The sequence below is a fragment of the Streptomyces sp. NPDC047043 genome (assembly GCF_040644055.1).
Classification (GTDB): Bacteria; Actinomycetota; Actinomycetes; order Streptomycetales; family Streptomycetaceae; genus Streptomyces.
In genome coordinates, this window is record NZ_JBEYVO010000004.1 from 1 (window position 1) to 21,519 (window position 21,519).

The following is a 21,519-nucleotide window of genomic DNA, read 5'->3' on the forward strand; positions in this document are numbered from 1 at the left end:
GTTCGTGTCCAGGGCAAGGCCGTGATGGTGGCCCTTGCCGCTGTCGATCCCCGCCCATATCCGGCTCATCGTGCTCCTGACATGCGTGTTCGTTCTGTTCGTGCCACGGACGACCTCGCCGGCATTGCTCTACTCAGCGACTGGTTCGCACTTCCTAATCGGCGGCCGAGTCGTCGTGGGGTGCCGGGCGGCGAAGCGTCGAATGCCACGGACGGCAGCGGACTGATAGCCACACCCAGCACCCCTGGGCGACCCAACCCTACGAATGGCTCGATCAACCCGATCAAGAAGGTAGAGCGGACTGACCCGCTCCCCCGCCGGCCCAGGGCTCTTCTGATGGATCTCCGTGGGAGAAGGAGCAGCGTTCGGTGCGTGCTCTCGGCGTGCCGGGCGTCGCGACGCCGCGGAGATCCATCAGAAGAGCCCTAGTCCCCCATCACCAGCCCGTCCTTCGCCGCGCCGCGGCTGAGGACGACGTCCCGGATGCGGTCGCGTACTCCTCGTACGTCGGCGCCCTGCTTGAGCGCCTGGTTGAGGTCGACCGCGCGGCCGGCGTCGATGTCGAACTGCTGGGGAATGAACTCGGCCCTGGTCACCTCCCAGCGGCTGCCCGGCCGCGCGGGCGGGGCGAAGGTGAAGCGGGCGATGCTGGACTCGTTGCCGCGCGGGTCCTGGACGCCCTGGTGGTTGTACATCTCGCCGGCGATCTGGTCGCCCATGCCGTAGACCACCCAGGTGCCGTTGACCTTCTCGTACGCCTGCGGGATGTGGGCGTGGGTGCCGAGGATGAGGTCGATGTCGGGGCGGCCGCCCGTGCGGGAGGCGGTGAGCTGCTGGGCCAGGGCGAGCTGCTGCTGGTCGGGGTCGTCCTGCCATTCGGTGCCCCAGTGCAGGGAGACGACGACCACGTCGGCGCCCGCCTTCCGGGCGGCCCGGGCGTCCGCGACGATCCTGTTCTCGTCGATGAGGTTGACCGCCCACGGCTCGCCCTGAGGCAGCGCGAAGCCGTTGGTGTCGTAGGTGTAGGCGAGGTGGGCGACCCTCGCCCCGCCCGCGCGCAGGACGGTGACGGTGCGCGCCTCCGCCTCGGTGCGCGCCGTACCGGCGTGCCGCACACCCGCCCGGTCGAGGGCGTCGAGGGTGCGCAGGATGCCGTAGCAGCCGTCGTCGAGGCTGTGGTTGGAGGCGGTGGAGCAGCCGTCGTAGCCGGCGGCGGCGAGGGCCTGGGCGACCTCGGGCGGGGATTTGAAGGTGGGGTAGCCGGAGTAGTCGCCGTTCGCGCCGTAGACGGTCTCCATGTGACACAGCGCCAGATCGGCCCGGGAGACGACAGGTCTGATGCCGGAGAACATGGGCCGGAAGTCGTAGCCGGCACCGCCCGCGTCGAAGCGGGCACGGTCGATGATCGAGCTGTGCGGGAGGACGTCACCGGAGGCGACCAGCGTGAAGGCACGGGTCGCCCCCGGCGCCGGGCGGCCGGCCGCCTCGCGGTGCTGGGCCTGACAGGCGGCGCCCGCGGCCAGCAGGACCGTGAGCGCCAGGGCAACCTGGCGTCTGCGTGCAATCATCAGCTCACCCCAATGAGGTCACATTTACCCATAAATAGGTACGAAGCTGAGTGCGCCCCCAAACAACCCCGGGGCACCGATTAGCCCGTCCGGCGCGCACGGACGGGCCTCCGCGACCGGCGCACGGCGCGTCGGGGACCGTTCGTCGTACCGTTCGTCGACGCGATCGACCGTCCGCCGCAGATCCCGGTGCGGGCCCTGTCCCAAATCGGCACCCTGCGATGCCATACGGCCATGACGGCCGGAACCACCCTCACGCACGGGACGACCGCCGAGCACGAGCTCGCCGCGCTGCAGCGCGAGCACGGCCGGCCCCTCTTCGCACTCCTCCTCCGGCTCTGCGACGGCGACCGGCAGCGCGCCGAGGACCTCGTGCAGGAGACCCTCGTACGCGCCTGGCAGCATCCCGAGGCGCTGCGCGCCGACGACTTCGACTCCGTACGGCCGTGGCTGATGACCGTCGGGCGGCGGCTCGCCATCGACGCGCGGCGGGCCCGGCAGGCGCGGCCGGCCGAGGTCGGGGACGCGATCCTGGAGAACGCGCGGGTGATCGGCGACCACGCCGAGCGGGCGGCCGCCACCCTCGACGTACGCGAGGCTGTGAAGACACTCACTCCGGAGCACCGTGAAGTCCTGGTGCTCGTGTACTTCCAGGGGGCGAGTGTTGCGGAAGCCGCGGAGGCCCTCGGGATCCCGCCCGGTACGGTGAAGTCCCGCGCGTACTACGCGTTGCGCGCCCTGCGCCGGGTGCTTCCCGGATATGCGGCCGACCTGCGGTGAAACCAACGGATCAGTCAAACCTCCGTAAAGCGCCTTGCTGAGGACCCCGGTTGAGTAATCGGCTGTCTTCATCCGTGTTCCGGACTGGGGGCTCGGGGCCCCCGAATGGGGCCCGGAGTCGGGCGACGCGCACGCACCGGAGGAAGGCAGGAAGGGATGTTGCACAGAGGTCAAGAGAGCACGGACGGCACCGGCGGCGGTGAACTGGTCGTCCCCATGGCCTGGTTGTACGCCGAGTACATCGCCGACGAGCTGCTCCGGACGGGCGATCTGATGCCGCCGACGTCCTTCGAGTTCCGCGCCGGGCGCGATGCGCTGGCGCTGACCATCTTCCTCTCGGACACCGACGGCGAACTCTCCGGCATCCGGGTGGTCTCCCAACTGGAGAACTGGCTGTCGCTGACGGCCTACGACCAGCCGTGGCAGGACTGGGTGGGCGAGCGGATGGCGATGCTCGCCGCCGAGGCGGCCGAGTCCGGCGGGCCCGCGCCCGACGTGGAACTGGCGGAGGCGGCCTGGCGCTGGCTGGAGGAGACCGAGTTGCTCGCGCCGGACCTGAACGCGGTGCCGGGCGGTGCCGCGGTGTTCGGCGAGGACGAGGGTCCGAAGGTGTGGACGAAGGCATGGCAGCTGGGGCTGCCGCTCGGCCATCTCGCCATCCACCTTTTTTGAGACTGGTTTCGAACCGGACCAATCCGCGGGCCGGGCCGCTCCGAATCCCTTGGTTGCGATTCTGTGTGTGCCTTGAGTGAATCGGCGGTCTGGTGCGTACCGGTGGGAGCAAGGAGTAACCCCACCCGCACCCAACGGCACGAGGATTCGGCATGAGGTCCCAGGAGAGGCATCGCGACGTCGCCGCGTACGCGCTCGGCGTGCTGGACGAGGCGGACGCCTTCCGCTTCGAGGACCACCTCATGGAGTGCGCGCGCTGCGCGGCCTCCGTGACCGAGTTCGGGCCGATCACCCGGCAGCTGATGCTGTACCGCCGGTCGACGCCCCGGTTCGTGCACCCCATGACGCGGCCCGGCCCGCAGCTGCTGGACCGGTTGCTCGGTGCGGTGGCCGCGCGCCACCGGGCCGGGCGGCGGCGCTTCCTGTACGCCGTGGCCGCGTCCGTGGCGATCGGGCTGGCCGGGCCCGGGCTCGCGATGATGTCGGACGGCGGCGGCAAGGAGGCCGTGGCCCTGCGGATCGCGACCACCGACACGACGTCGGGCGTGTGGGCCCAGGTCACCACCGAGGACGAGGACATGGGCAGCCAGGTCAAGCTCGAGGTGAAGGACGGCTCGGGCCCCCGGCACTGTCATCTCGTCGCCGTGGGCCGCGACGGATCCGAGCAAACCGTGACGAGTTGGACCGTGCCCGCGCACGAAGCCCACGCGATCACCATGCAGGGCAGCACGGCGATGCACACGAGCGAGATCGCCCGCTACGAGATCCGCACGTCGGACGGGGAACACCTGGTGACGCTCAAGGCTCACTAGGACCCGGCGCTCACGGATTCACCGGTCCGTCAGAACCCGCTCGAGCGCCGCCCGGCCCGCGGGCCCCCAGGTCCGCTGCCCTCCGGGAAGTCCCCGCTCCCAGGCCTGCCCGATGCCGGCGAGGGAAAGGCCCCGCAGAACGGCCCAGCCCCGCGCCCGCCTGAGCGTCGCCTCGTCCGTGCACCCGTAGGCCTCGAAGAACCCGGCCGCCGCACCGGCCGGCAGAAGCACCCAGGCGGCCGCGAGATCCGTCGCCGGATCGCCCGCGCAGAGGTCCCCGAAGTCGATCACGCCGGAGAGGGTCCCGTCCCCGACGACGACGTTCGCGGGGTGGAGGTCGCCGTGCAGCCAGAGGGGCGGTCCCTGCCAGTCCGGTGCCGCGACCGCTTCATCCCATATACGTTGAATGTCGGCGACGGCGACGCGGGCGGCGACGGATTGCAGGGTCCGGGCGAACCCGTCGGCGAGTGTCCTGAGGGGAACACCGCGATCGCCGCCGGCCGGCGCCTCGGGCGGTGCCGGGATGTGCAGTGCCCTCAGAAATCCCGCGAGAGTGTCGGCCGCGCGCCTGCCGTCGCTGATCGGGGTGCGGTCGGCCGGCTCGCCGGGCACCCATCGGGCGATGTTCCAGGGGCCGGGGAAGCGGGGCGAGGGTTCGCCGACGCGTACGGGGGTCGGCACCGGGAGCGGGAGGCGCGGAGCCAGGACGGGCAGCCACCGGTGCTCCTTGCGGAGCAGGGTCGGGGCACGCTCGGTGCGCGGCAGTCGTACGGCCAACTCCTGCCCCAGACGCCACAGTTGGTTGTCCCAGCCGGACGCCACCCGGCGCAGCCCCAGACCCGCGAGGTCCGGGTGCTGCTCGTGCAGAAGCGAGCGGACCAGGGCCTCGTCGATCTCGGTGTCGTTCACGGGTGTGACAGTACGGGCCGCCGTTGCGCTGTAGCGAGAGCGACGGGGTTTTGTCGTGATGCGGAGTGGGTGCACAGGTGTTGTTGGCGGACCGCTATGAGCTGGACGAGCCGCTGGGGCGCGGCGCGATGGGCGATGTGTGGCGGGCCACCGACCAGGTCCTCGGACGGTCCGTCGCGGTCAAGGTGCTGCGGGCGGAAGAGGCCACGGACACCGAGCGGTTCCGCATGGAGGCGCAGACCGCGGGCCGCCTCAACCACCCCAATGTCGTGGGCGTGTACGACTTCGGCACCCACCACGACCGGCTCTTCCTCGTGATGGAACTCGTCGACGGCTGGACCCTGGCCCAGGAACGCTCCCTGCGCGGCACCCTGCCCCCGTGCGAGGCGGCCGCCCTCGCGGCGCAGATGGCGGCCGGCCTCGCCGCTGCGCACCGGCAGGGCGTGATCCACCGGGACATCAAGCCCGCCAACGTGATGCTCACCACCGACGGCACCGCCAAGATCACCGACTTCGGTATCGCCCGCTTCGCCGACGACGCCACCAGCACGCTCACCGCGACCGGGAAGATCCTCGGCACCGCCGATTACCTGGCCCCCGAGCGGGCCCTGGGCCGGCCCGCCCAACCCGCCGTCGACGTCTACTCGCTGGGCTGCGTGCTGTACGAACTGCTCACCGGGCGCCCACCGTTCCGCGGCGCGACCTCGCTCGCGGTGGTGCAGCAGCACGTCGACGCCGAACCCGTGGCACCCCTCCTGCTGCGGCCCGAGATCCCCGTGCCACTGTCCGACTACGTGCTGCGCCTGCTGGCCAAGGACCCGGCGCTGCGGCCGACCGCGGAGGAGGCGGCCGGCCGGCTGAGTGGCCAGGAGCAGGAGCCGTCCCCGGCCGAGGCGGGCGCCGCCACCGCCTTCAGGCCCGTGGCGTCCGGGCCTCCGGCTCGCGCCCGCGCCTCGCACTCCCGTCCGCGCGGCCGGGGCCGACTGGCCGCGAAGGCCGCGGTGGGCGCCGGTGCCGTGGCGCTGTTCGCGGCGGCCGCGGCGCTCGGGGCGTCGCTCAACTCCGGTGATCAGCAGCCTTCCACGCCGGTTTCGCCGACAGCGACGACGGCCACGTCCGCGCCTGCCGTCGAGACCTCCACCGTCACTGCGCCGCCCGCCGCCCCGACCACCTCACCGCCCCCGGCGAAGGAGGACCACGGAGACGGCAAGGAGCACAAGGGCAAGGGAAAGCACGGCAAGGGCAAGGGCTCCGACGGCTGACCGGGCTGTGCCGACGTCCTCCGGCGCTACATGTCCAGGACGATGTCGCCGCCGGGCCGGGCGCAGCAGATGAGGACCGCGCCTTCGGGCGGAGGCTCCAACGGGTCGGGAGCGTAGGTGACTTCGCCGGACAGCAGGGGTGTGGTGCAGGTGTGGCACACGCCGGTGCGGCAGCTCCAGCGGGCGGGGACGTCACAGGCGTCGGCGAGTTCGAGGACGCTGCGGGTGTCGTCGGGGAACGGCACCGAGAGGCCGCTGCGGGCGAACGTCACCAACGGGCCGGTGCCGGGCGGGCCCGAGGGCGGGTGGGGCGGTCGGGCCGGCTGCTCGGTGAGGCCGGGGTTGATGGCGGGCAGGGCTCCGAACAGCTCGGTGTGGATGCGGGCCGGGTCGATGCCGGCCGTGGTGAGGGCGTGCCGCATGTCCGCCATGAAGGAGGCGGGCCCGCAGACGTAGGCGGTCGCGTCGGCGGGGACGGACAGGGCGATCAGCCTGTTCTCGGTGAGGCGCCCGACGTGGGTGTGTTCCCCTTCGGTGGCCGCGCTGAAGAACACGTGCTCGTGGGCGTGCGGCAGTTCGGCGAGCAGGGCGTGCGCCTCGGCGGCCAGCGGGTGCTCCTGCGGGCTGCGGGCGCCGTGGATCCACCAGATGTCGCGGTCGCTGCCCCGCGCGGCGAGTTCGTGCAGCATCGACAGCACGGGGGTGAGGCCGATGCCGGCGGACACCAGGAGCAGCGGGCCGGTGCCTTCGGTGAGCGTGAACTCACCGCGGGGTGCGGCGACTTGGAGGATCGTGTCCGGCCGCAGCCGGGTGGTCAGATAGCCGCTCGCGGTGCCGTGCGGCTCGTGCTTGACGCTGATCCGGTAGGTGCCGGCATCGGTCGCCGAGGACAGTGAGTAGCTGCGTACGGCGGCGGATTGGGCGCCCTCGGGGATGCGCAGGGTGAGGTACTGGCCCGCGCGGGCGGGCGGGAGCCGGGTTCCGTCGGGGGCGGCCAGGCGGATCGAGGTGACCGTCGTGCTCTCGCGCACCACCTCGGTCACGCGCAGGGCCCGGAAGCCGTTCCAGGCCGGGCCGTCGGTGCTGGGGGTGCCCTCGGCGGCGTCGAGCAGTTCGCGGAAGGAGCCCTGCCAACCCGGGCTCAGGGCGGGGATGTTCAGGGCGCGGCGCAGCATCGCGGGGTCGCGGCCCGGGAGGTAGAGCAGTGCGTCGGTGTCGGCGACGGTCAGCGCGCCGGGCCCGGTCCGGGTGCGGACGATCTCGTCGCCGGCCTCGATGTGCCCCTCGCGCAGGACCCGCATGTAGAAGCCGGGACGGCGGTGGCTGACCAGCAGTGCGGGCAGTTCCGGTGCGCCGAATCGCATCCCGACGCGGTAGCAGGTGACCCGTGGCTGGGTGACCTCGAACTCGGCCTCGCCGATGCGGTACCGGTCGCCGATGCAGACCTCGTCGTCGGGCAGGCCGTCGACGGTGAGGTTCTCGCCGAACCGGCCGTAGGAGAGGTCGTCGCGGCCGAAGTGCCCCTGCCAGTGCCGGTAGGAGTCGATCTGGTAGACGAGCACGGCCCGCATCTCCCCGCCGTGGCCCTGGGTGTCGCCCTGTCCGTCGCCGTCGATGTTGAGGCGGCGGACCATCGCGGGGCCGTGCACCGGGTACTTCCAGACGCCGGTGTGGACGGTGCGGCCCTGCCATGCCACGTCCTTCGGCAGGCCGACGTTCACCGACAGCAAGGACGGCATCGTGCGCTCCTTCCGGTGGTGACGGCCACTGCGGCGGTGCCGGTCACGGCTGCCGGGCGGCGGCCGTCTCGTCCAGGTCGAGGTTGCGGTCGACGCCGTGCGGGACGACGGTCTGGCCGGGTTCCAGCCTCTGCCGGACGCCGTCGAGATGCACCTCGATCTCGTCGGGCTCGAACGACACCATCCCGGAGATGCGCCGTACCTCGGTCCACGCGTCCTCGTACGACCAGGCCGCGCGACGGGCGCCTGCGATGTCGTAGTAACTGGCCAGGCCCTTGTACGGGCAGAACGTCCGGCCCTCGGCCCCGGTCAGCGCGGACTCGTCGACGTCGGCGCGCGGGACGTACCAGCGGGGCGCGAACCCGGACTCGTACAGGACCAGCGGTCGGGTGGTGTCGGCGACGACGCGTTCGCCGCTGCGGACGACGAGGTGGCGGCTGGTGCGGCGGATGTCGATGCGGTGGTGGCCGTCGGCGGCGTGGCCGACGATGCGGTCGTCCTCCTCGTAGAAGGCGTCCATCGCCCGCCAGGCGAAGGCGACCCTGCCCTTCAACTCCTGTGCGTGGTCGGGCAGTTCGGTGTGCTGCCAGGCCGCGCGCGGTTTGCTGTGCGTTCCGGCGCCGACGGTGTACCAGGCGGTCGGCCCCAGGTCGCGGTGCCGGGTGGTGTGCTCGGTCGCCTGCAGGGCGCCGGGAGCGATGTCGGCGAGCGGGAAGTAGGCCACGGGGTAGCGGCCGGGCTCGTGCAGCAGGACGACGCCCTCGCTGTCGGCGATCCACGCGTCGGCGAACCGGACGCGCATGCGCCGGCGCAGTGGCTCGGCGAACAGCATCCGCTCGGGCAGCGGATCGGGGACCAGGAACCGGCCGACCGCTCCGGGGGCGAGCGGTCCTTGCTGCCAGGAGAGGCCCATCGTCTCGTTCCTTTCCGGTCTGTGGGGTGGGGGGTCAGGCGAGCGGTTCAGGTGTCGGCCGCGCTGCTGGTGATCGTCGCGGCCGACGTGACCCTGGTGTCGAAGGAGAGCCCGACCGCGTCGCGGTCCGGGTCGGCGAGGCGGCCACATGCGTGCCGAGGCGGTGGACACCATGTGGTCGACGGTGCCGGGCCGTTTGCCGAGGGCGGCGATCGACGCTCGTCGGTGAGGTCGACGGCCTCGGCGGCGAGGGCGGGCTCGCCCGCGTAGGCGTGGGCGGGGGCGCACCGGTCGCGTCCTGCGGTGACCACGCGGGCTCCAGTGTCCCGGGCGGCCAGGACGACAGCGCGGGCGATCCCGCCGCCGCTCCCGACGAACAGCACCGTCTCGCCCCGCAGGGGCCGGTCACGGCAGTGCCCTTTCAAGGAAGCCGCGGATGGAGCCGGCGGCGGCGTCGAGGTGGCTTTCGAGCAGGAAGTGGCCGCCGTCGAGCAGGCAGATCTCGGCGCCGGGTGCGTCGTCGGCGAAGGCGAGCGCGCCCTCGGGGAGGAAGATCTCGTCGTTGCGGCCCCAGACGGCCAGCAGCGGCACGCCGCTCTCGCGGAGGTAGGCATGCAGCTTCGGGTACAGCGGGAGGTTGCCCGCGTAGTCGGCGAACAGCCGCAGCTGCACCAGGTCGTTGCCGGGCCGGGACAGCAGCGCGAAGTCGTGGTGCCAGGTGTCGGGGCTGACCAGGCTCTCGTCCGGCACACCGTGCAGGTACTGCCAGCGGGTGACCTCGAGGGTCAGCGCCTGGCGCACGGCCGCCTCGGTCTGCGGGTTCTTCTCCTGCCAGTACTCGCGCACCGGCTTCCAGAACTCCGGTGCGAGACCGGCCTCGTAGCCGTTGCCGTTCTGGGTGACGATCGCCGTGACCGCGGCCGGGTTCGCCAGGGCCAGGCGCCAGCCGATGGGCGCGCCGTAGTCCTGCACGTACAGGGCGAACCTCGTGACCCCGAGCTGGGTCAGCAGGCCCTGGGTCAGGTCCGCCAGGGCGTCGAAGGTGTAGTCGAACTCGTCCGCGCTCGGCGCGTCGGACAGGCCGAAGCCCAGATGGTCGGGGGCGATCACGTGATAGCGGTCGGCCAGCAGCGGGATCAGGTTCCGGAACATGAACGAGCTGGTCGGAAAGCCGTGCAGGAGGACGACGGTGGGCGCCCCGGCGGGGCCCGCCTCCCGGTAGAAGAGCTGCTGCCCGCGGACGGTCGCGTAACGGTGGTGGACGGTCGTCATGACTGCTCCGTTCGGTGTCGGCCGACCCCGGTCGGCATCTAACCTCTGTTCGAGCATTGAGCGGTTATAGCTGGAGTCAACCATCCGACCGCTAACCAGTCAAGTGACAATTAAGGGTTAGATTGAGAGTGGGGGTGCTACTTGAGAAGCCGCGACATCCGGCGGTCCGCCAGCGGCTTGCCGCCCGTCTGGCAGGTCGGGCAGTACTGCAGGGAGGAGTCGCTGAAGGAGACCTCGCGGATGGTGTCGCCGCAGATGGGGCAGGGCTCGCCGGTGCGGCCGTGGACGCGCAGGCCGCTCTTCTTCTCCGCCTTCAGACGGCCGGCCGCGACTCCGCGGGAGCGCTCGACCGCTTCGGTGAGGGTGGTGCGCAGGGCCTCGTAGAGACGGGTGGTCTCTTCGGGCGTGAGGGTCGCGGCCAGTTTGAAGGGGGACATCTTCGCCGCGTGGAGGATCTCGTCGCTGTAGGCGTTGCCCACGCCGGCGATCAGGCTCTGGTCGCGCAGGGCGCCCTTGAGTTGGCGGCGCTCGGGTTGGAGGAGTTCGGCGAAGCGGCTCTCGTCGAAGTCGTCCGCCAGCGGGTCGGGGCCGAGGCGGGCGACGCCCGGGATCTCCTGCGGGTCGTGGACGACGTAGACGGCGAGGCGTTTTTGGGTGCCCGCCTCGGTGAGGTCGAAGCCCTCGCCCGTCTCGAGCGCGACGCGCAGCGCGAGGGGGCCCTTGCCGGGGCGGGGCGGGCCGTCCGGGAGCCGGTCCTTCCAGTGGAGCCAGCCCGCGCGGGCCAGATGGGTCACGAAGCGCGGGCCGCCGTCCGTCTCGAGGTCCAGGAACTTGCCGTGCCGGTGCACGGCGACGACCTCGCGGCCCTCGACGGCGGAGAGCGGAGGGTCGTACGTCTTCAGGACGCTGATCGCCACGGGCAGCACGCGCACGATCTCGTGACCGACCAGGTGCTCGGTCAGGAAGTCCTTGAGCGCTTCGACCTCGGGGAGTTCCGGCATACGTCCAGAGTGCCACCCGGCACCGACAGTGCCAGGTGGGTCGGACCCGCAGTACCGGGAGATCCGTCCCGCCGTGCCCGGTGCTCAGTCCCCTTCCGGGACCACGAACTCGCACCACACGCACTTGCCGCCGCCCCGCGCCTCCACCCCCCACACGTCCGTGAGCAGGTCGACCAGGAGCAGGCCGCGGCCGGAGACGCCCGACTCGCCCGCCTCACGGCGGCGGGGCAGGGCGCTGGAGGAGTCCTCGACCTCGACGCGCAGACGGCGGTCGCTGCCGGCGAGGACCCGTAGGGTGACGATCGCCGATCCCTCGGTGTGCATCAGGGCGTTGGTGATCATTTCGTCGGCGACGAGTTCGACCTCGTCGGCGCGTTCCTTGGCGCCCCAGGCGCGGACCGCGGCGCGGATCATGTGCCGGGCCTGAGTGAGGGCCTCGGGGTCGCCGGGTGCCACGTGCTGCTGGAGCCGGCCGCCGGTCTGCGGGGTGTCCAGACCGCGGCGGCGCAGCAGGAGCAGGGCCACGTCGTCCTCGCCGCCGCGTTCCTCGGCCACGTCGATCAGGCAGTCCGCGAGGTCGCGTACGTCGTCCGGGCCGCCGGTGATCAGGCCGGTGAGCCTCTGCATGCCGTCGTCGAGGTCCGCGCCGGGCTGTTCGACGAGGCCGTCGGTGCACAGGAGAAGTGTGTGTCCGGGGTCCAGCTCGATGGTGCCGACCGGGTACTCGAGCCGCCCGAACTCGGCGGACAGGCCGAGCGGCAGTCCGCCCTCCACGGTGATGCGGCGGCAGCTGCCGTCGGTGCCGCGGATCACCGGGTCGATGTGGCCGGCCCGGACCATCTGGACGACCCCGGTGGACAGGTCGGCCTCGGCGTAGAGGCAGGTCGCGAAGCGGTCGGTGTCGAGTTCATGGAGGAAGACGGAGGCGCGGGCCATGACCGTGGCCGGGGTGTGGCCCTCGGCGGCGTAGGCGCGCAGCACGATGCGCAGCTGGCCCATGACGGCGGCGGCGTGCGTGTCGTGGCCCTGGACGTCGCCGATGACGGCGCCGACCCGGCCGCCGGGCAGCGGGATCAGGTCGTACCAGTCGCCGCCGATGTCCCGGCCGAGGGAGGCCGAGCGGTAGCGGACGGCGACGTCGGCGCCGCGGACGCTGGGGATGGTGCGCGGCAGCATGGCCTGCTGGAGGCCGGTGGCGAGGTCCTTCTCCTGCTCGTAGAACATGGCCCGCTGCATGCTCTGCGCGATGCTGCTGCCGAGGGCGACCAGGACGTTGCGGTCCTCCGGCGAGAAGCCGTGCCGGTCGTTGTAGAGCAGGCCCATGGCGCCTATCGGGCGGGCCTGGACGATCAGCGGCAGATAGGCGGCCGAGGTGATGTTCAGGTCGGTGAGGTGCGGCCACAGAAGGGGGAAGCCCTCGGCGAACTCGTCCGGGGACTCGATGAAGCGGGGCGTGAGGGTCCGTACGACCTCGCTCATCGGGTAGGGCTCGTCGATACGGGTGACGAGGGTGCCCGGGACGAAGCTGCCGGCGGGGCCCTCGGCGATCAGCCGGATGCGGCCCGCCTCGACCAGACCCATGACCAGGCTGGTGGCACCGAGGTGGGTCAGGCCGTGGGTGTCCTTGAGGACGTCGATGACGTCCTGGACGGTACGGGCGTGCGCGAGCGCGGCGGTGGTGAGCTGGACGACGTTGGTCTGCTCGCGTCGGGCCGCGTCCTGGGCGGCCGCCTCCCGGCGGTCCTGGCTCTCGCTGAGCTCCTGGGTGGCGTCCCGGACGATGCCGATGATGCGGCGCGGGCGGCCCGTCTCGTCGCGCCGGATGTAGCCCTGGGTGTGGGTCCAGCGCATGGCGCCGTCGCGGCAGCGGATGCGGAAGTAGGCGCCGTAGTTCTCGCTGCCGTCCTTGAGGGCATGGGCGACCAGGCCGTCGAGCCGGTACGCCTCGGCCGGCGGGACCCGGACGGCGAGGGTCTCGGGGTGGTTGTCGTACTCGTCGGGGCGCAGGTCGAAGACCTCGTGGGCCTGGGCGTCCATGTGGAACAGGCCGGTGTCCAGGTCCCAGTCGAAGCTGCCCATCTGGTTGAGCGCCAGGATCGGATCCGGGTGGGCGGGCCAGTCGTCCGGGACTGCCAGGGTGCTCGCTCCCCGATCAGCCATGGGGCCACCTTGCCAGGGTTTGCCCGATTCTTCGAGCGGGGAGGCCGGGGTAATTCCCGTGCTCCCCGGTCTCGGTGGGCGGTCAGCTGTCAAAGACGTCGGTGGGGCTGTCGAAGATGCTGCGGTCGGTGTCGTCGGGGATCGGTCCGGAGGAATGCGGTGCCGTGGTCGGCGGTGTGGAGGTGACCGTCGCCGTCGGGCAGTCGGTGGGCGAGGCGGACGGCGCCGCGGTCGTCACGTCGTCGGTGGCGCCCGGGGTGACGGTCACGGTCGCGGTCGCGCAGTCGGTGGCCGAGCCGGACGGCGAGGAACTCGTGTCGCTCGGGGAGGCGCTGCTCTCGCCGGGCGAGGTGCCGGCGCTGGTGTGCGGCGAGGCGGTGGACTTGCCGGCGTCCGGGCGCGGCGCCGGTGTGCGCGAAGGTGTCGCTGTCCGCGAAGGCGTGGGAGTCCGTGACGGCGTGGGCGTCCGCGAAGGCGTCGGTGTCACCCGTGCCGGTGGTGGCACCTTGTGGTCGTGATGGACGTCGTGGCCGACATGCCGCTCGATCCAGGTGTGGTGGACGATGTCGACGATCGTGATGTTGATGATCACCTGGGGTGCCGGCGTCACCACGACCACCTGAGCGGGCCGGTATCCGGACCAGGGGCGGCCGTTGGACGCCTGGTTGCCCTGTGTCGCGGTGGCCGGCTTCAGCGGGTTGCCGCAGGCGCAGCGCACGCGGGGCACGCCCCGGTTGTCGACGAGCACGGCGGTGCCGGCCTGGAGCACGGACTGGAAGCCGGTCGCCCGGCCGTCGCGGTAGCCGTGGTTGGTGACCCGGGTGTCGGCGCGCAGCACGACGGGGGCGAGGCCGCGCAGATAGTCCGGGACCGACGCCGGTGAGACGCCCGCGACCTGGGCGAAGGCACGGGCCTTGGCCTGGTCGGAGGTCAGATGGCGGATCTGCCGGTCGACGTCGCAACTGCCGACGCGCTCGGTGCCGCCGTAGAGACCGGGCGTGGCGCCCGAGACCGACTGTGCGGATCCGTCCGGCGTCGGCGTTGCGGGAGTGACGGGCGACGGGGTGGCCGTCGTCGTGGTGTCGGTGGAGGCGGTGAAGGGGTCGGGGCCCTGCGCCGCGACGGGCTGCAGAAAGACCTCGCCGCCCGCCTTCGTGTCCTTGTCCCCGCTGCCGCCGCAGGCGGCGAAGAGGAGCGCCGCCGTGAGCGCGCAGACGGTGGCGAAGGTTCCGGTGACTGTTCGCACCTCGTCCTCCCGCCTCGCATCAGGCAAGTTCGTCACTATTGTCTGCTTCACTCACTCGGGTTACGCAAGCGGAGTGGGGATACACGGAGCGTGACGCAGCGCTTCGGCGCGACAATGGAGTGAGGAGCGCATGGCACCGTGGACTGGTTCACCGCACCCGAGTACTGGATGAGCCGGCTGGTCTTCCAGCGGGCTCTCGCCGGCCTGTACCTCGTGGCGTTCCTGACGGCGGCACTGCAGTTCCGTGCGCTGCTCGGCGAGCGCGGCATGCTGCCGATCCCCCGCTTCGTCGCACGGGCGCGCTTCAAGCAGGCGCCGAGCCTGTTCCAACTCCACTACTCGGACCGCTTCTTCGCGGCCTGCTGCTGGACGGGCTGCGCGGTGTCGGCGGCCCTGCTCGCCGGACTGGACTCCCAACTCCCGCTGTGGACAGGCATGTTGCTGTGGCTGGTCCCCTGGGCGCTGTATCTGTCGGTCGTCAACGTCGGCCAGACCTGGTACGCCTTCGGCTGGGAGTCCCTGCTGCTGGAGGTGGGCTTCCTGGCCGTCTTCCTCGGCAACGACGAGGTGGCGCCGCCGATCGTGGTCCTCTTCCTGCTGCGCTGGATCCTGTTCCGGGTGGAGTTCGGCGCGGGCCTGATCAAGATGCGCGGCGACGCGTGCTGGCGGAAGCTGACGTGCCTGGACTACCACCATGAGACCCAGCCGATGCCGGGCCCGCTGAGCTGGTTCTTCCACCATCTGCCCAAGCCCGCGCACCGGGTGGAGGTGGCCGCGAACCACGTCACCCAACTCGTCGTCCCCGTCCTCCTGTTCACCCCTCAGCCGATCGCCACGGCCGCCGCGTCCCTGATGATCGTCACCCAGCTGTGGCTGGTCCTGTCGGGCAACTTCTCCTGGCTGAACTGGATCACCATCGTGCTGGCCACGTCGGCACTCGCTCTCCCGTCCGACGTGCCGTCCCTACCGGCGACTCCGCTCTGGTACGAGATCGTGGTCCTCGCGGTGGCCGCGCTGCTGGCCGGCCTCAGCTACCGCCCGGTCGCGAACATGATCTCGCGCCGCCAGATCATGAACCGCTCCTTCGACCCCCTCCACCTCGTCAACACCTACGGCGCGTTCGGCTCCGTCAGCCGTCTCCGGTACGAGGTGGTGATCGAGGGCACGGACGACGCCGTACCGCACGAGGACTCCGACTGGCGGGAGTACGAGTTCAAGGGCAAGCCGGGCGATCCACGGCGCTGGCCACGCCAGTTCGCGCCCTACCACCTGCGCCTGGACTGGCTGATGTGGTTCGCCGCGCTCTCGCCGTCCTACGCCGGTGCCTGGTTCGGCGCCCTGGTGGAACGGCTCCTGGAGAACGACCACGACACGCTACGACTCCTTCGCCGCTCCCCCTTCCCACCCGACGCGCCACCGCGCTACATCCGCGCCCGACTGTTCCGCTACCGGTACACGAGCTGGCGGGAGCTGCGGGAGACGGGGGCGTGCTGGGAGCGGACGTATGTGCGGGAGTATTTGCCGCCTACGCGGCTGGCGGGGGTGGCGCAGCGGTACTGAGAGTCATCAGGAGAACAGGCGCACCGCAGGGTGGCGGGCCGACGCTCCGTCCAGCAGGCCCGCGTCGTCCCGGCCGCGCAGCCAGCGATCGAAGAAGGCGGCGAGGCAGGCGCGTTCGGCGGCGATCGCGTGCCGCGGGGCGATCGTGCCGATGTTCTCGACGACCGTCTTCCGGGGCAGGCGGAGCTGACGGGCGATCTGCGGGACGAGGGCCTCCGCGTCGGTGTACGTGGCGTGTTCCGCGCCGCGCAGGGTCAGCCCCCGGTGCCAGCCGCGGCTGTGCCGCCACAGGGCGTCCCAGGACGGCACCGTGCCGAGGTCGTTACCGTCCTTGCCCATCAGCAGAAAGGGGCGGTCGAGGCCGTCGGCGGCGACGGTGGAGAGGTCGCCGGGGGTGCTGTCCTCCTGGACGTAGGCGAGCACGCCGTCGAGGTCGGCCGCCGCCGCGATGCGCCGGTCGTCATGCATCGCCTGCAGGGCGGTGAAGCCGCCCGCCGACTGACCGAACATGCCGATGCGCTCCCTGTCCACACTGCCGCGCAGCGCTCGGGGCAGGGCCCTGGGCAGTTCGTCGAGGAGGAAGCGGGTGTCGGCGACCCGCACGGCGAGCGTCTTGCGCAGGAGGGCCGTGATGCGCTCCGGGTCCGGGGATGCCTGGGCGAACTCCGCAGGCAGGACGGTGTGTTCGACACGTCCGCCGGGGAACTGAACGGCCGTGGCGTCGTAGGTGTGATCGAGTGCGACCACGACATGGCCGCGGGAGGCGAGGTCGTCGCAGAGGGTGGTGCCCAGGGAGCGCGGGTCCCCGGCGCCGGGTGAGTAGACGACGACCGGGTACGGGCCGCCGTCCTGGTCGACCGGGGCGCCCTCGTGGGCGTGCGTGCGGGTGGCCGCCCAGTCGACCTTGTCGCCGGGCACACCGGTGAAGCTGTTGAGGGCCGCGAAACCGGCGGCCTCCCCGGGGAGCATCTGCGGTGCGGCGGGGTGTCCGCCGACGGCGCAGGCCGGATAGCGGACGCCGACCATGAGCTCCCGGTAGGGCTGCGACGTGATCCAGGGATCGGGCCGTGAGGCGTCGACGAGGTGCAGGGAGACCGTCCCCACCGGATGCGGCCCGCTGAGCGGGGGCAACGTCAGCCGCACCGGTCCGGCCGCGCGTGGCGTGGCGGAAGCGGTTCGGGCGGAGATGCCGGACAGGGTGACGGCGGCAGCGGCCGACATCAGGGCAGCACGGCGAGTCAGCATGACAGAACCTCTTTGTCCGTACGAGTTCAGCGACTCCCTTCACCTTTGTTGATCGACTCGGCCGTCACCATCCGGCAGACCGGTCGACGCGCCTGGGGGAAAACCCGTACGCGTACGAACACGGGCACGTCACAGGGTGTAGACGCGGGTGGCCGTGTTCCCGAAGACCTCCGCCCGCTCGGACTCGCCCAGCAGAGAGGTCAACTGCGCCGCCGCGTCGATGACTTCACCGTACGTTGCCGCCAACGCGCACACCGGCCAGTCCGACCCGAACATCAGGCGCTCCGGGCCGAAGGCCTCCAAAGCCGTGTCCGCGTACGGGCGGAGGTCATCGACACTCCAGGAGGCGGGGTCGGCCTCGGTGACCAGGCCGGAGAGCTTGGCGAACGTGTTGGGCAGGGCGGCGAGGGCGCGGAGTTCGGAGGCCCAGGGCTCCAGGGCGCCGGAGGCGATGGGAGGCTTGCCCAAGTGGTCCAGGACGAAGGTGAGTTGGGGCAAGGCTGCCGCCGCCTTGGTGCAGGACGGCAGCTGGTGCGACAGGACCACCAAGTCGTAGACCAGGCCCGCTTCCGCCACCGCGGACAGGCCCCGGTGTACGTCCGGGCGCAGCAGCCACTCGGGGTCCGGCTCGCCCTGGACCTGGTGGCGGATGCCCTTCAGGTACTGGCCGCCGGGGAGGGCGCGCAGCCGGGCGAGTTCCTCGGAGATGTCCGGAAGGGTGAGATCCGTCCAGCCGACCACACCCGCGATCAGGTCATGGGCGGCGGCCAGTTCCAGGAACTCCGGGGTCTCCTCCGGGACCGTGATCGTCTGGACCAGGACCGTGCGGTCCACGCCCGCTGCGCTCGCCTCCGGTTCGAGGTCCGTGACGGTGAAGTCCCGGCGGATCGGGCTGTGTTCGGGGATCCAGTCCTGGTCCCTCACCGCCAGGTCCCACACGTGGTGATGGGCGTCCACCGTCATGGCAGCTCCCAGACCACCGGCAGACCCGCGTCCGCGCCCTCGTCGGAGTAGTCGTGGACGACGTCCAGCAGGTCCGCCATGCGGGCCTGCCAGGCGATGTTGACCGGGAGTTTCTCCAGTTCGGCGAGGAGGCGGGCGTAGTCCTCGCAGTCCAGGACGTGGAAGAGGTCCGTGCCGCTGCGCCAGATCGTCCACGAGGTCGCGCCAGCCGCGCGGATCGCGTCCGTCAGCTCCTTCGGCACCTCCCGGTGGGCGGCCTCGTACTCGGCGATGCGGTCCGCGCGGACCTTGGTGTGCAGAGCGACTCTCATCACGCTTCCTCGGCGGGGACGGGGGCGTCGGCCGGCAGGAGGCCCTCCTCGCGCAGCTCCTGCCAGAAGGCGGCGGGTACGTCGGCCGCGAACTGCTCGGCGCAGTCCAGGACTTCCGCCGCCGAACGAGCGCCTACGAGCACGCTCGCGACCGCCGGATGCGCGGCGCAGAAGGCCAGAGCGGCGGCACGCAGCGTGGTGCCGTGGCGGTCGGCGACCGTCTTCAGGCGGAGGGCGCGGGTCAGCAACTCCTGCGGTGCGGCTGCGTAGTTGTACGTCGACCCGGGTCTCGGGTCGGCCAGCAGGCCCGAGTTGAAGGCGCCGCCGATCACCACCGACGTGCCCCTCTGCTCGGCCGCGGGCAGCAGCTCGGCCAGCGCCCGCTGGTCGAGCAGCGTGTAGCGACCCGCGCACAACACCACGTCGACGTCCGTGTCGCGGACGAAGCGGGTCAACATCTCCGCCTGGTTCATCCCGGCGCCGATCGCGCCGACCAGGCCCTCCGAGCGCAGCTTCTCCAGGGCCGGATAGCCCTCCCGGAAGGCCTGCTCGGCGTGGTCGTCGGGGTCGTGGAGGTAGACGACATCGACATGGTCGAGGCCGAGCCGCTCCAGGCTCGCCTCGAGGGTGCGTCGTACGCCGTCCGCGCTGAAGTCCCACACCCGGCGCTTGGTGGCCGGTACCGCGAAGCCGTTGGCCAGGTCGTCGCCGCCACCGTCCCAGGGCTCCAGACGGCGGCCCACCTTGGTGGAGATCGTGCAGTCCGTACGGGGGTGCCCGCGCAGGGCGGTGCCGAGGCGGCGTTCGGACAGGCCGAGGCCGTAGTGCGGGGCGGTGTCGAAGTAGCGGATGCCCCGCTGCCAGGCGGCCTCCACGGCCTCGTACGCCTGCTCCTCGGTCACCTCGGTGAAGAGGTTGCCGATCGCCGCCCCGCCGAAGGCCAGCGGAGTGACCTCGACGTCGCTGCTGCCGAGCCGGTTCACCGGCCCACCGGCCGCAGGCGCAGGCCCTGCATACCGCCGTCGACGGCGAGGGAGGTGCCGGTCGTGGCACCGGACAGCGGGCTGGCCAAGTAGGCGATGGCGCCCGCGACTTCGCTCGGCGAGACGAGGCGGCCGGTGGGCTGGCGGGCCTCCAGGGCAGCCTTCTCCGCGGCCGGGTCGGGGGCCTTCGACAGCAGCCGGCCGACCCACGGAGTGTCCACCGTGCCGGGGTTGACGCAGTTGACGCGGATGCCCTCGCGGACATGGTCGGCGGCCATGGCGAGGGTCAGCGAGTACACGGCGCCCTTCGTCGCGCTGTACAGCGCGCGCTGCGGAAGGCCGGCGGTGGCCGCGATCGAGCAGGTGTTGACGATCGCCGCGTTCTGCGACTGCCTCAGGTGCGGCAGGGCGGCGCGGGCCACCCGCACCATGCCGACCACGTTGACGTCGAGGACCCGGTGCCACTCGGCGTCGTCGTTGTCCTCCACCGTCCCCTGGGCGCCGATGCCCGCGTTGTTGATCAGCGCGTCGAGGCCGCCCAGGTCGGTGACGGCGGCGGCCACCGCCTCCCGCACGGACGTGTCGTCGGTGACGTCGGCCCGGAAGCCGAGCAGCGGCTTCTCGACCGAGGCCGGGTCGAGGTCGAGGACGGCGACCTGGGCGCCGCGGGCGGCCAGGAGTTCGGCCGTGGCCCGTCCGATGCCGGAGGCGCCGCCCGTGACCAGGGCCTTGAGCCCCTCGAAGTCGGTCATGCCGCCTGTCCCTTCTTCGCGTCGAGGTCGGCGACCCAGAAGTCACCGTCGGGGAAGGTGTACCGCGCGATCGACTCTGGGCGCATGGCCGCCGAGAAACCGGGCGCGGTGGGTGCCGTGTAGTGACCCTCTCGGATCACCACCGGGTCCAGGAAGTGGTCGTGCAGATGGTCGACGTACTCGATGACCCGGTCCTCGGTGGTGCCGGTGACCGCGACGTAGTCGAACATCGAGAGGTGCTGGACGAGTTCGCACAGGCCGACACCGCCCGCGTGCGGGCACACCGGCACCCCGAACTTGGCGGCGAGCAGCAGGATGGCGAGGTTCTCGTTGACGCCGCCGACGCGGGCCGCGTCGATCTGGACGACGTCGAGGGCGCCGGCCTGCAGGAGCTGCTTGAAGACGATGCGGTTCTGGACGTGCTCGCCGGTCGCGACCTTGACGGGGGCGACCGCCTTGCGGATGGCCGCATGGCCGAGGACGTCGTCGGGGCTGGTGGGTTCCTCGATCCAGTACGGGTCGAACTCGGCGAGGGCCTTGGTCCAGCGGATGGCTTCGTCGACGTCCCAGCGCTGGTTGGCGTCGATCGCCATACGGATGTCCGGGCCGACGACCGAGCGCGCGACCCGGCAGCGCCGTACATCGTCCTCCAGGTCGGCGCCGACCTTCAGCTTGATCTGCCGGAAGCCGTCGGCCACCGCCTGGGCGGCGAGCCGGGTGAGCTTCTCGTCGCTGTAGCCGAGCCAGCCGGCGGACGTCGTGTAGCCCGGGTAACCGCGCTCCAGCAGCCGGGCCGTGCGCTCCTCGGCGCCCGGCCGCCCCCGGCGCAGGATCTCCAGCGCCTCCTCCGGGGTGAGGGCATCGGTGAGGTACCGGAAGTCGATCTGCCCGACCAGCCACTCGGGGTCGGCCTCGGCGAGCAGCCGCCACAACGGCTTGTCGGCGCGCTTGGCCGCGAGGTCCCACACGGCGTTGATGACCGCGCCGATCGCCATGTGCATCACCCCCTTCTCGGGCCCCAGCCAACGGAGTTGGCTGTCCCCGATCAGGTCCCGGTAGACCGACCCCGGGTCGGCGCACACCTCGTCCACCGACCGTCCGACCACGTGGTGGCGCAGCGCGTGGATCGCAGCGACCTGGACCTCGTTGCCCCGCCCGATGGTGAAGGTGAAGCCGTGCCCCTCCGGACCGTCCTCGGCATCGGTACGCAGCACGACGTACGCGGCCGAGTAGTCGGGGTCCGGATTCATCGCGTCGGAGCCGTCGACCTCGCGCGAGGTCGGGAACCGGATGTCATAGGTGTCGACCGCGGAGATACGGACGGGGGTGCCGGGCGTCGGGGACACGGAGGGCCTTTCGGTCGGTGACAGA

The 21,519-nt window shown here is 71.7% G+C and carries 20 protein-coding genes; 5 read left to right on the forward strand and 15 right to left on the reverse strand.

Annotated features, from left to right (window positions below; all coding sequences use genetic code 11):
• Positions 1–425 precede the first annotated feature (425 nt).
• Positions 426–1,568: a CapA family protein gene (locus ABZ880_RS07145; RefSeq protein ID WP_361258207.1), complete on the reverse strand. Its 1,143-nt coding sequence runs from the start codon at positions 1,566–1,568 to the stop codon at positions 426–428.
• Between the two features lie 234 nt (positions 1,569–1,802).
• On the opposite strand from ABZ880_RS07145, the gene ABZ880_RS07150 reads away from it, so the two are divergent.
• From ABZ880_RS07150 to ABZ880_RS07160, 3 genes are all read left to right on the forward strand, one after another.
• Positions 1,803–2,348, forward strand: coding sequence for a sigma-70 family RNA polymerase sigma factor (locus ABZ880_RS07150; RefSeq protein WP_361258210.1), 546 nt, complete (start codon positions 1,803–1,805; stop codon positions 2,346–2,348).
• A gap of 156 nt (positions 2,349–2,504) precedes the next feature.
• Complete coding sequence (locus tag ABZ880_RS07155) at positions 2,505–3,020, forward strand: hypothetical protein (RefSeq protein WP_361258213.1); 516 nt, start codon at positions 2,505–2,507, stop codon at positions 3,018–3,020.
• Between the two features lie 152 nt (positions 3,021–3,172).
• Positions 3,173–3,832, forward strand: coding sequence for a zf-HC2 domain-containing protein (locus tag ABZ880_RS07160; protein WP_361258216.1), 660 nt, complete (start codon positions 3,173–3,175; stop codon positions 3,830–3,832).
• Positions 3,833–3,850: 18 nt separating this feature from the next.
• Here the strand turns inward: ABZ880_RS07160 and ABZ880_RS07165 are convergent, their stop codons facing one another.
• A complete protein-coding gene (locus ABZ880_RS07165; protein ID WP_361258219.1) occupies positions 3,851–4,741 on the reverse strand; it encodes an aminoglycoside phosphotransferase family protein in 891 nt (296 codons plus the stop codon).
• A 77-nt stretch (positions 4,742–4,818) separates the two neighbouring features.
• On the opposite strand from ABZ880_RS07165, the gene ABZ880_RS07170 reads away from it, so the two are divergent.
• The gene (locus ABZ880_RS07170; protein ID WP_361258222.1) at positions 4,819–6,003 is read left to right on the forward strand and encodes a serine/threonine-protein kinase; all 1,185 of its coding nucleotides are present in this window, start codon (positions 4,819–4,821) and stop codon (positions 6,001–6,003) included.
• A 26-nt stretch (positions 6,004–6,029) separates the two neighbouring features.
• Here the strand turns inward: ABZ880_RS07170 and ABZ880_RS07175 are convergent, their stop codons facing one another.
• The 7 genes from ABZ880_RS07175 to ABZ880_RS07205 all read right to left on the reverse strand — a co-directional run bounded on the left by ABZ880_RS07175 (position 6,030) and on the right by ABZ880_RS07205 (position 14,334).
• Positions 6,030–7,742 (reverse strand): MOSC and FAD-binding oxidoreductase domain-containing protein, encoded by a 1,713-nt coding sequence (locus tag ABZ880_RS07175; RefSeq protein WP_361258224.1) that lies wholly within the window; start codon positions 7,740–7,742, stop codon positions 6,030–6,032.
• A 43-nt stretch (positions 7,743–7,785) separates the two neighbouring features.
• Positions 7,786–8,655, reverse strand: coding sequence for a DUF427 domain-containing protein (locus ABZ880_RS07180; RefSeq protein WP_361258227.1), 870 nt, complete (start codon positions 8,653–8,655; stop codon positions 7,786–7,788).
• Between the two features lie 47 nt (positions 8,656–8,702).
• Entirely contained in the window at positions 8,703–9,038 is a 336-nt protein-coding gene (locus ABZ880_RS07185; protein WP_361258230.1) for a hypothetical protein, read from the reverse strand.
• Between the two features lie 22 nt (positions 9,039–9,060).
• Positions 9,061–9,927 carry an alpha/beta hydrolase gene (locus ABZ880_RS07190; RefSeq protein WP_361258233.1) on the reverse strand — a complete coding sequence of 289 codons (867 nt, stop codon included), beginning with the start codon at positions 9,925–9,927 and terminating at the stop codon, positions 9,061–9,063.
• 137 nt (positions 9,928–10,064) lie between these two features.
• Positions 10,065–10,928: a DNA-formamidopyrimidine glycosylase family protein gene (locus ABZ880_RS07195; RefSeq protein WP_361258236.1), complete on the reverse strand. Its 864-nt coding sequence runs from the start codon at positions 10,926–10,928 to the stop codon at positions 10,065–10,067.
• 84 nt (positions 10,929–11,012) lie between these two features.
• Positions 11,013–13,088 carry a SpoIIE family protein phosphatase gene (locus ABZ880_RS07200; RefSeq protein WP_361258239.1) on the reverse strand — a complete coding sequence of 692 codons (2,076 nt, stop codon included), beginning with the start codon at positions 13,086–13,088 and terminating at the stop codon, positions 11,013–11,015.
• 82 nt (positions 13,089–13,170) lie between these two features.
• Positions 13,171–14,334 carry a DUF6777 domain-containing protein gene (locus ABZ880_RS07205; RefSeq protein ID WP_361258242.1) on the reverse strand — a complete coding sequence of 388 codons (1,164 nt, stop codon included), beginning with the start codon at positions 14,332–14,334 and terminating at the stop codon, positions 13,171–13,173.
• 138 nt (positions 14,335–14,472) lie between these two features.
• On the opposite strand from ABZ880_RS07205, the gene ABZ880_RS07210 reads away from it, so the two are divergent.
• Positions 14,473–15,894: a lipase maturation factor family protein gene (locus ABZ880_RS07210; RefSeq protein ID WP_361258245.1), complete on the forward strand. Its 1,422-nt coding sequence runs from the start codon at positions 14,473–14,475 to the stop codon at positions 15,892–15,894.
• A gap of 6 nt (positions 15,895–15,900) precedes the next feature.
• Here ABZ880_RS07210 and ABZ880_RS07215 read toward each other — a convergent pair whose 3' ends face one another.
• From ABZ880_RS07215 to ABZ880_RS07240, 6 genes are all read right to left on the reverse strand, one after another.
• Positions 15,901–17,139, reverse strand: a complete 1,239-nt coding sequence (locus ABZ880_RS07215; protein WP_361258248.1) for a hydrolase — start codon at positions 17,137–17,139, stop codon at positions 15,901–15,903.
• 129 nt (positions 17,140–17,268) lie between these two features.
• On the reverse strand, positions 17,269–18,102 hold the full coding sequence (locus tag ABZ880_RS07220; RefSeq protein ID WP_361258251.1) for an amidohydrolase family protein: 834 nt from the start codon (positions 18,100–18,102) through the stop codon (positions 17,269–17,271).
• Positions 18,099–18,413, reverse strand: a complete 315-nt coding sequence (locus tag ABZ880_RS07225) for an L-rhamnose mutarotase (protein WP_361258254.1) — start codon at positions 18,411–18,413, stop codon at positions 18,099–18,101. Before ABZ880_RS07225 ends, ABZ880_RS07220 begins: the two co-directional genes overlap by 4 nt.
• Positions 18,413–19,396, reverse strand: a complete 984-nt coding sequence (locus ABZ880_RS07230) for an aldo/keto reductase (protein WP_361258257.1) — start codon at positions 19,394–19,396, stop codon at positions 18,413–18,415. Before ABZ880_RS07230 ends, ABZ880_RS07225 begins: the two co-directional genes overlap by 1 nt.
• A complete protein-coding gene (locus ABZ880_RS07235) occupies positions 19,393–20,148 on the reverse strand; it encodes an SDR family oxidoreductase (RefSeq protein ID WP_361258260.1) in 756 nt (251 codons plus the stop codon). The genes ABZ880_RS07230 and ABZ880_RS07235 overlap by 4 nt, the downstream gene beginning before the upstream one ends.
• Positions 20,145–21,494, reverse strand: coding sequence for an L-fuconate dehydratase (locus tag ABZ880_RS07240; protein ID WP_361258263.1), 1,350 nt, complete (start codon positions 21,492–21,494; stop codon positions 20,145–20,147). The genes ABZ880_RS07235 and ABZ880_RS07240 overlap by 4 nt, the downstream gene beginning before the upstream one ends.
• Positions 21,495–21,519 lie beyond the last annotated feature (25 nt).

Coding starts and splice junctions, on each gene's coding strand:
- ABZ880_RS07145 (WP_361258207.1), bottom strand. CDS start 1,568: ATGATTGCACGCAGACGCCAGGTTGCCCTGGCGCTCACGGTCCTGCTG.
- ABZ880_RS07150 (WP_361258210.1), top strand. CDS start 1,803: ATGACGGCCGGAACCACCCTCACGCACGGGACGACCGCCGAGCACGAG.
- ABZ880_RS07155 (WP_361258213.1), top strand. CDS start 2,505: ATGTTGCACAGAGGTCAAGAGAGCACGGACGGCACCGGCGGCGGTGAA.
- ABZ880_RS07160 (WP_361258216.1), top strand. CDS start 3,173: ATGAGGTCCCAGGAGAGGCATCGCGACGTCGCCGCGTACGCGCTCGGC.
- ABZ880_RS07175 (WP_361258224.1), bottom strand. CDS start 7,742: ATGCCGTCCTTGCTGTCGGTGAACGTCGGCCTGCCGAAGGACGTGGCA.
- ABZ880_RS07180 (WP_361258227.1), bottom strand. CDS start 8,655: ATGGGCCTCTCCTGGCAGCAAGGACCGCTCGCCCCCGGAGCGGTCGGC.
- ABZ880_RS07190 (WP_361258233.1), bottom strand. CDS start 9,927: ATGACGACCGTCCACCACCGTTACGCGACCGTCCGCGGGCAGCAGCTC.
- ABZ880_RS07195 (WP_361258236.1), bottom strand. CDS start 10,928: ATGCCGGAACTCCCCGAGGTCGAAGCGCTCAAGGACTTCCTGACCGAG.
- ABZ880_RS07200 (WP_361258239.1), bottom strand. CDS start 13,088: ATGGCTGATCGGGGAGCGAGCACCCTGGCAGTCCCGGACGACTGGCCC.
- ABZ880_RS07215 (WP_361258248.1), bottom strand. CDS start 17,139: ATGCTGACTCGCCGTGCTGCCCTGATGTCGGCCGCTGCCGCCGTCACC.
- ABZ880_RS07220 (WP_361258251.1), bottom strand. CDS start 18,102: ATGACGGTGGACGCCCATCACCACGTGTGGGACCTGGCGGTGAGGGAC.
- ABZ880_RS07225 (WP_361258254.1), bottom strand. CDS start 18,413: ATGAGAGTCGCTCTGCACACCAAGGTCCGCGCGGACCGCATCGCCGAG.
- ABZ880_RS07235 (WP_361258260.1), bottom strand. CDS start 20,148: ATGACCGACTTCGAGGGGCTCAAGGCCCTGGTCACGGGCGGCGCCTCC.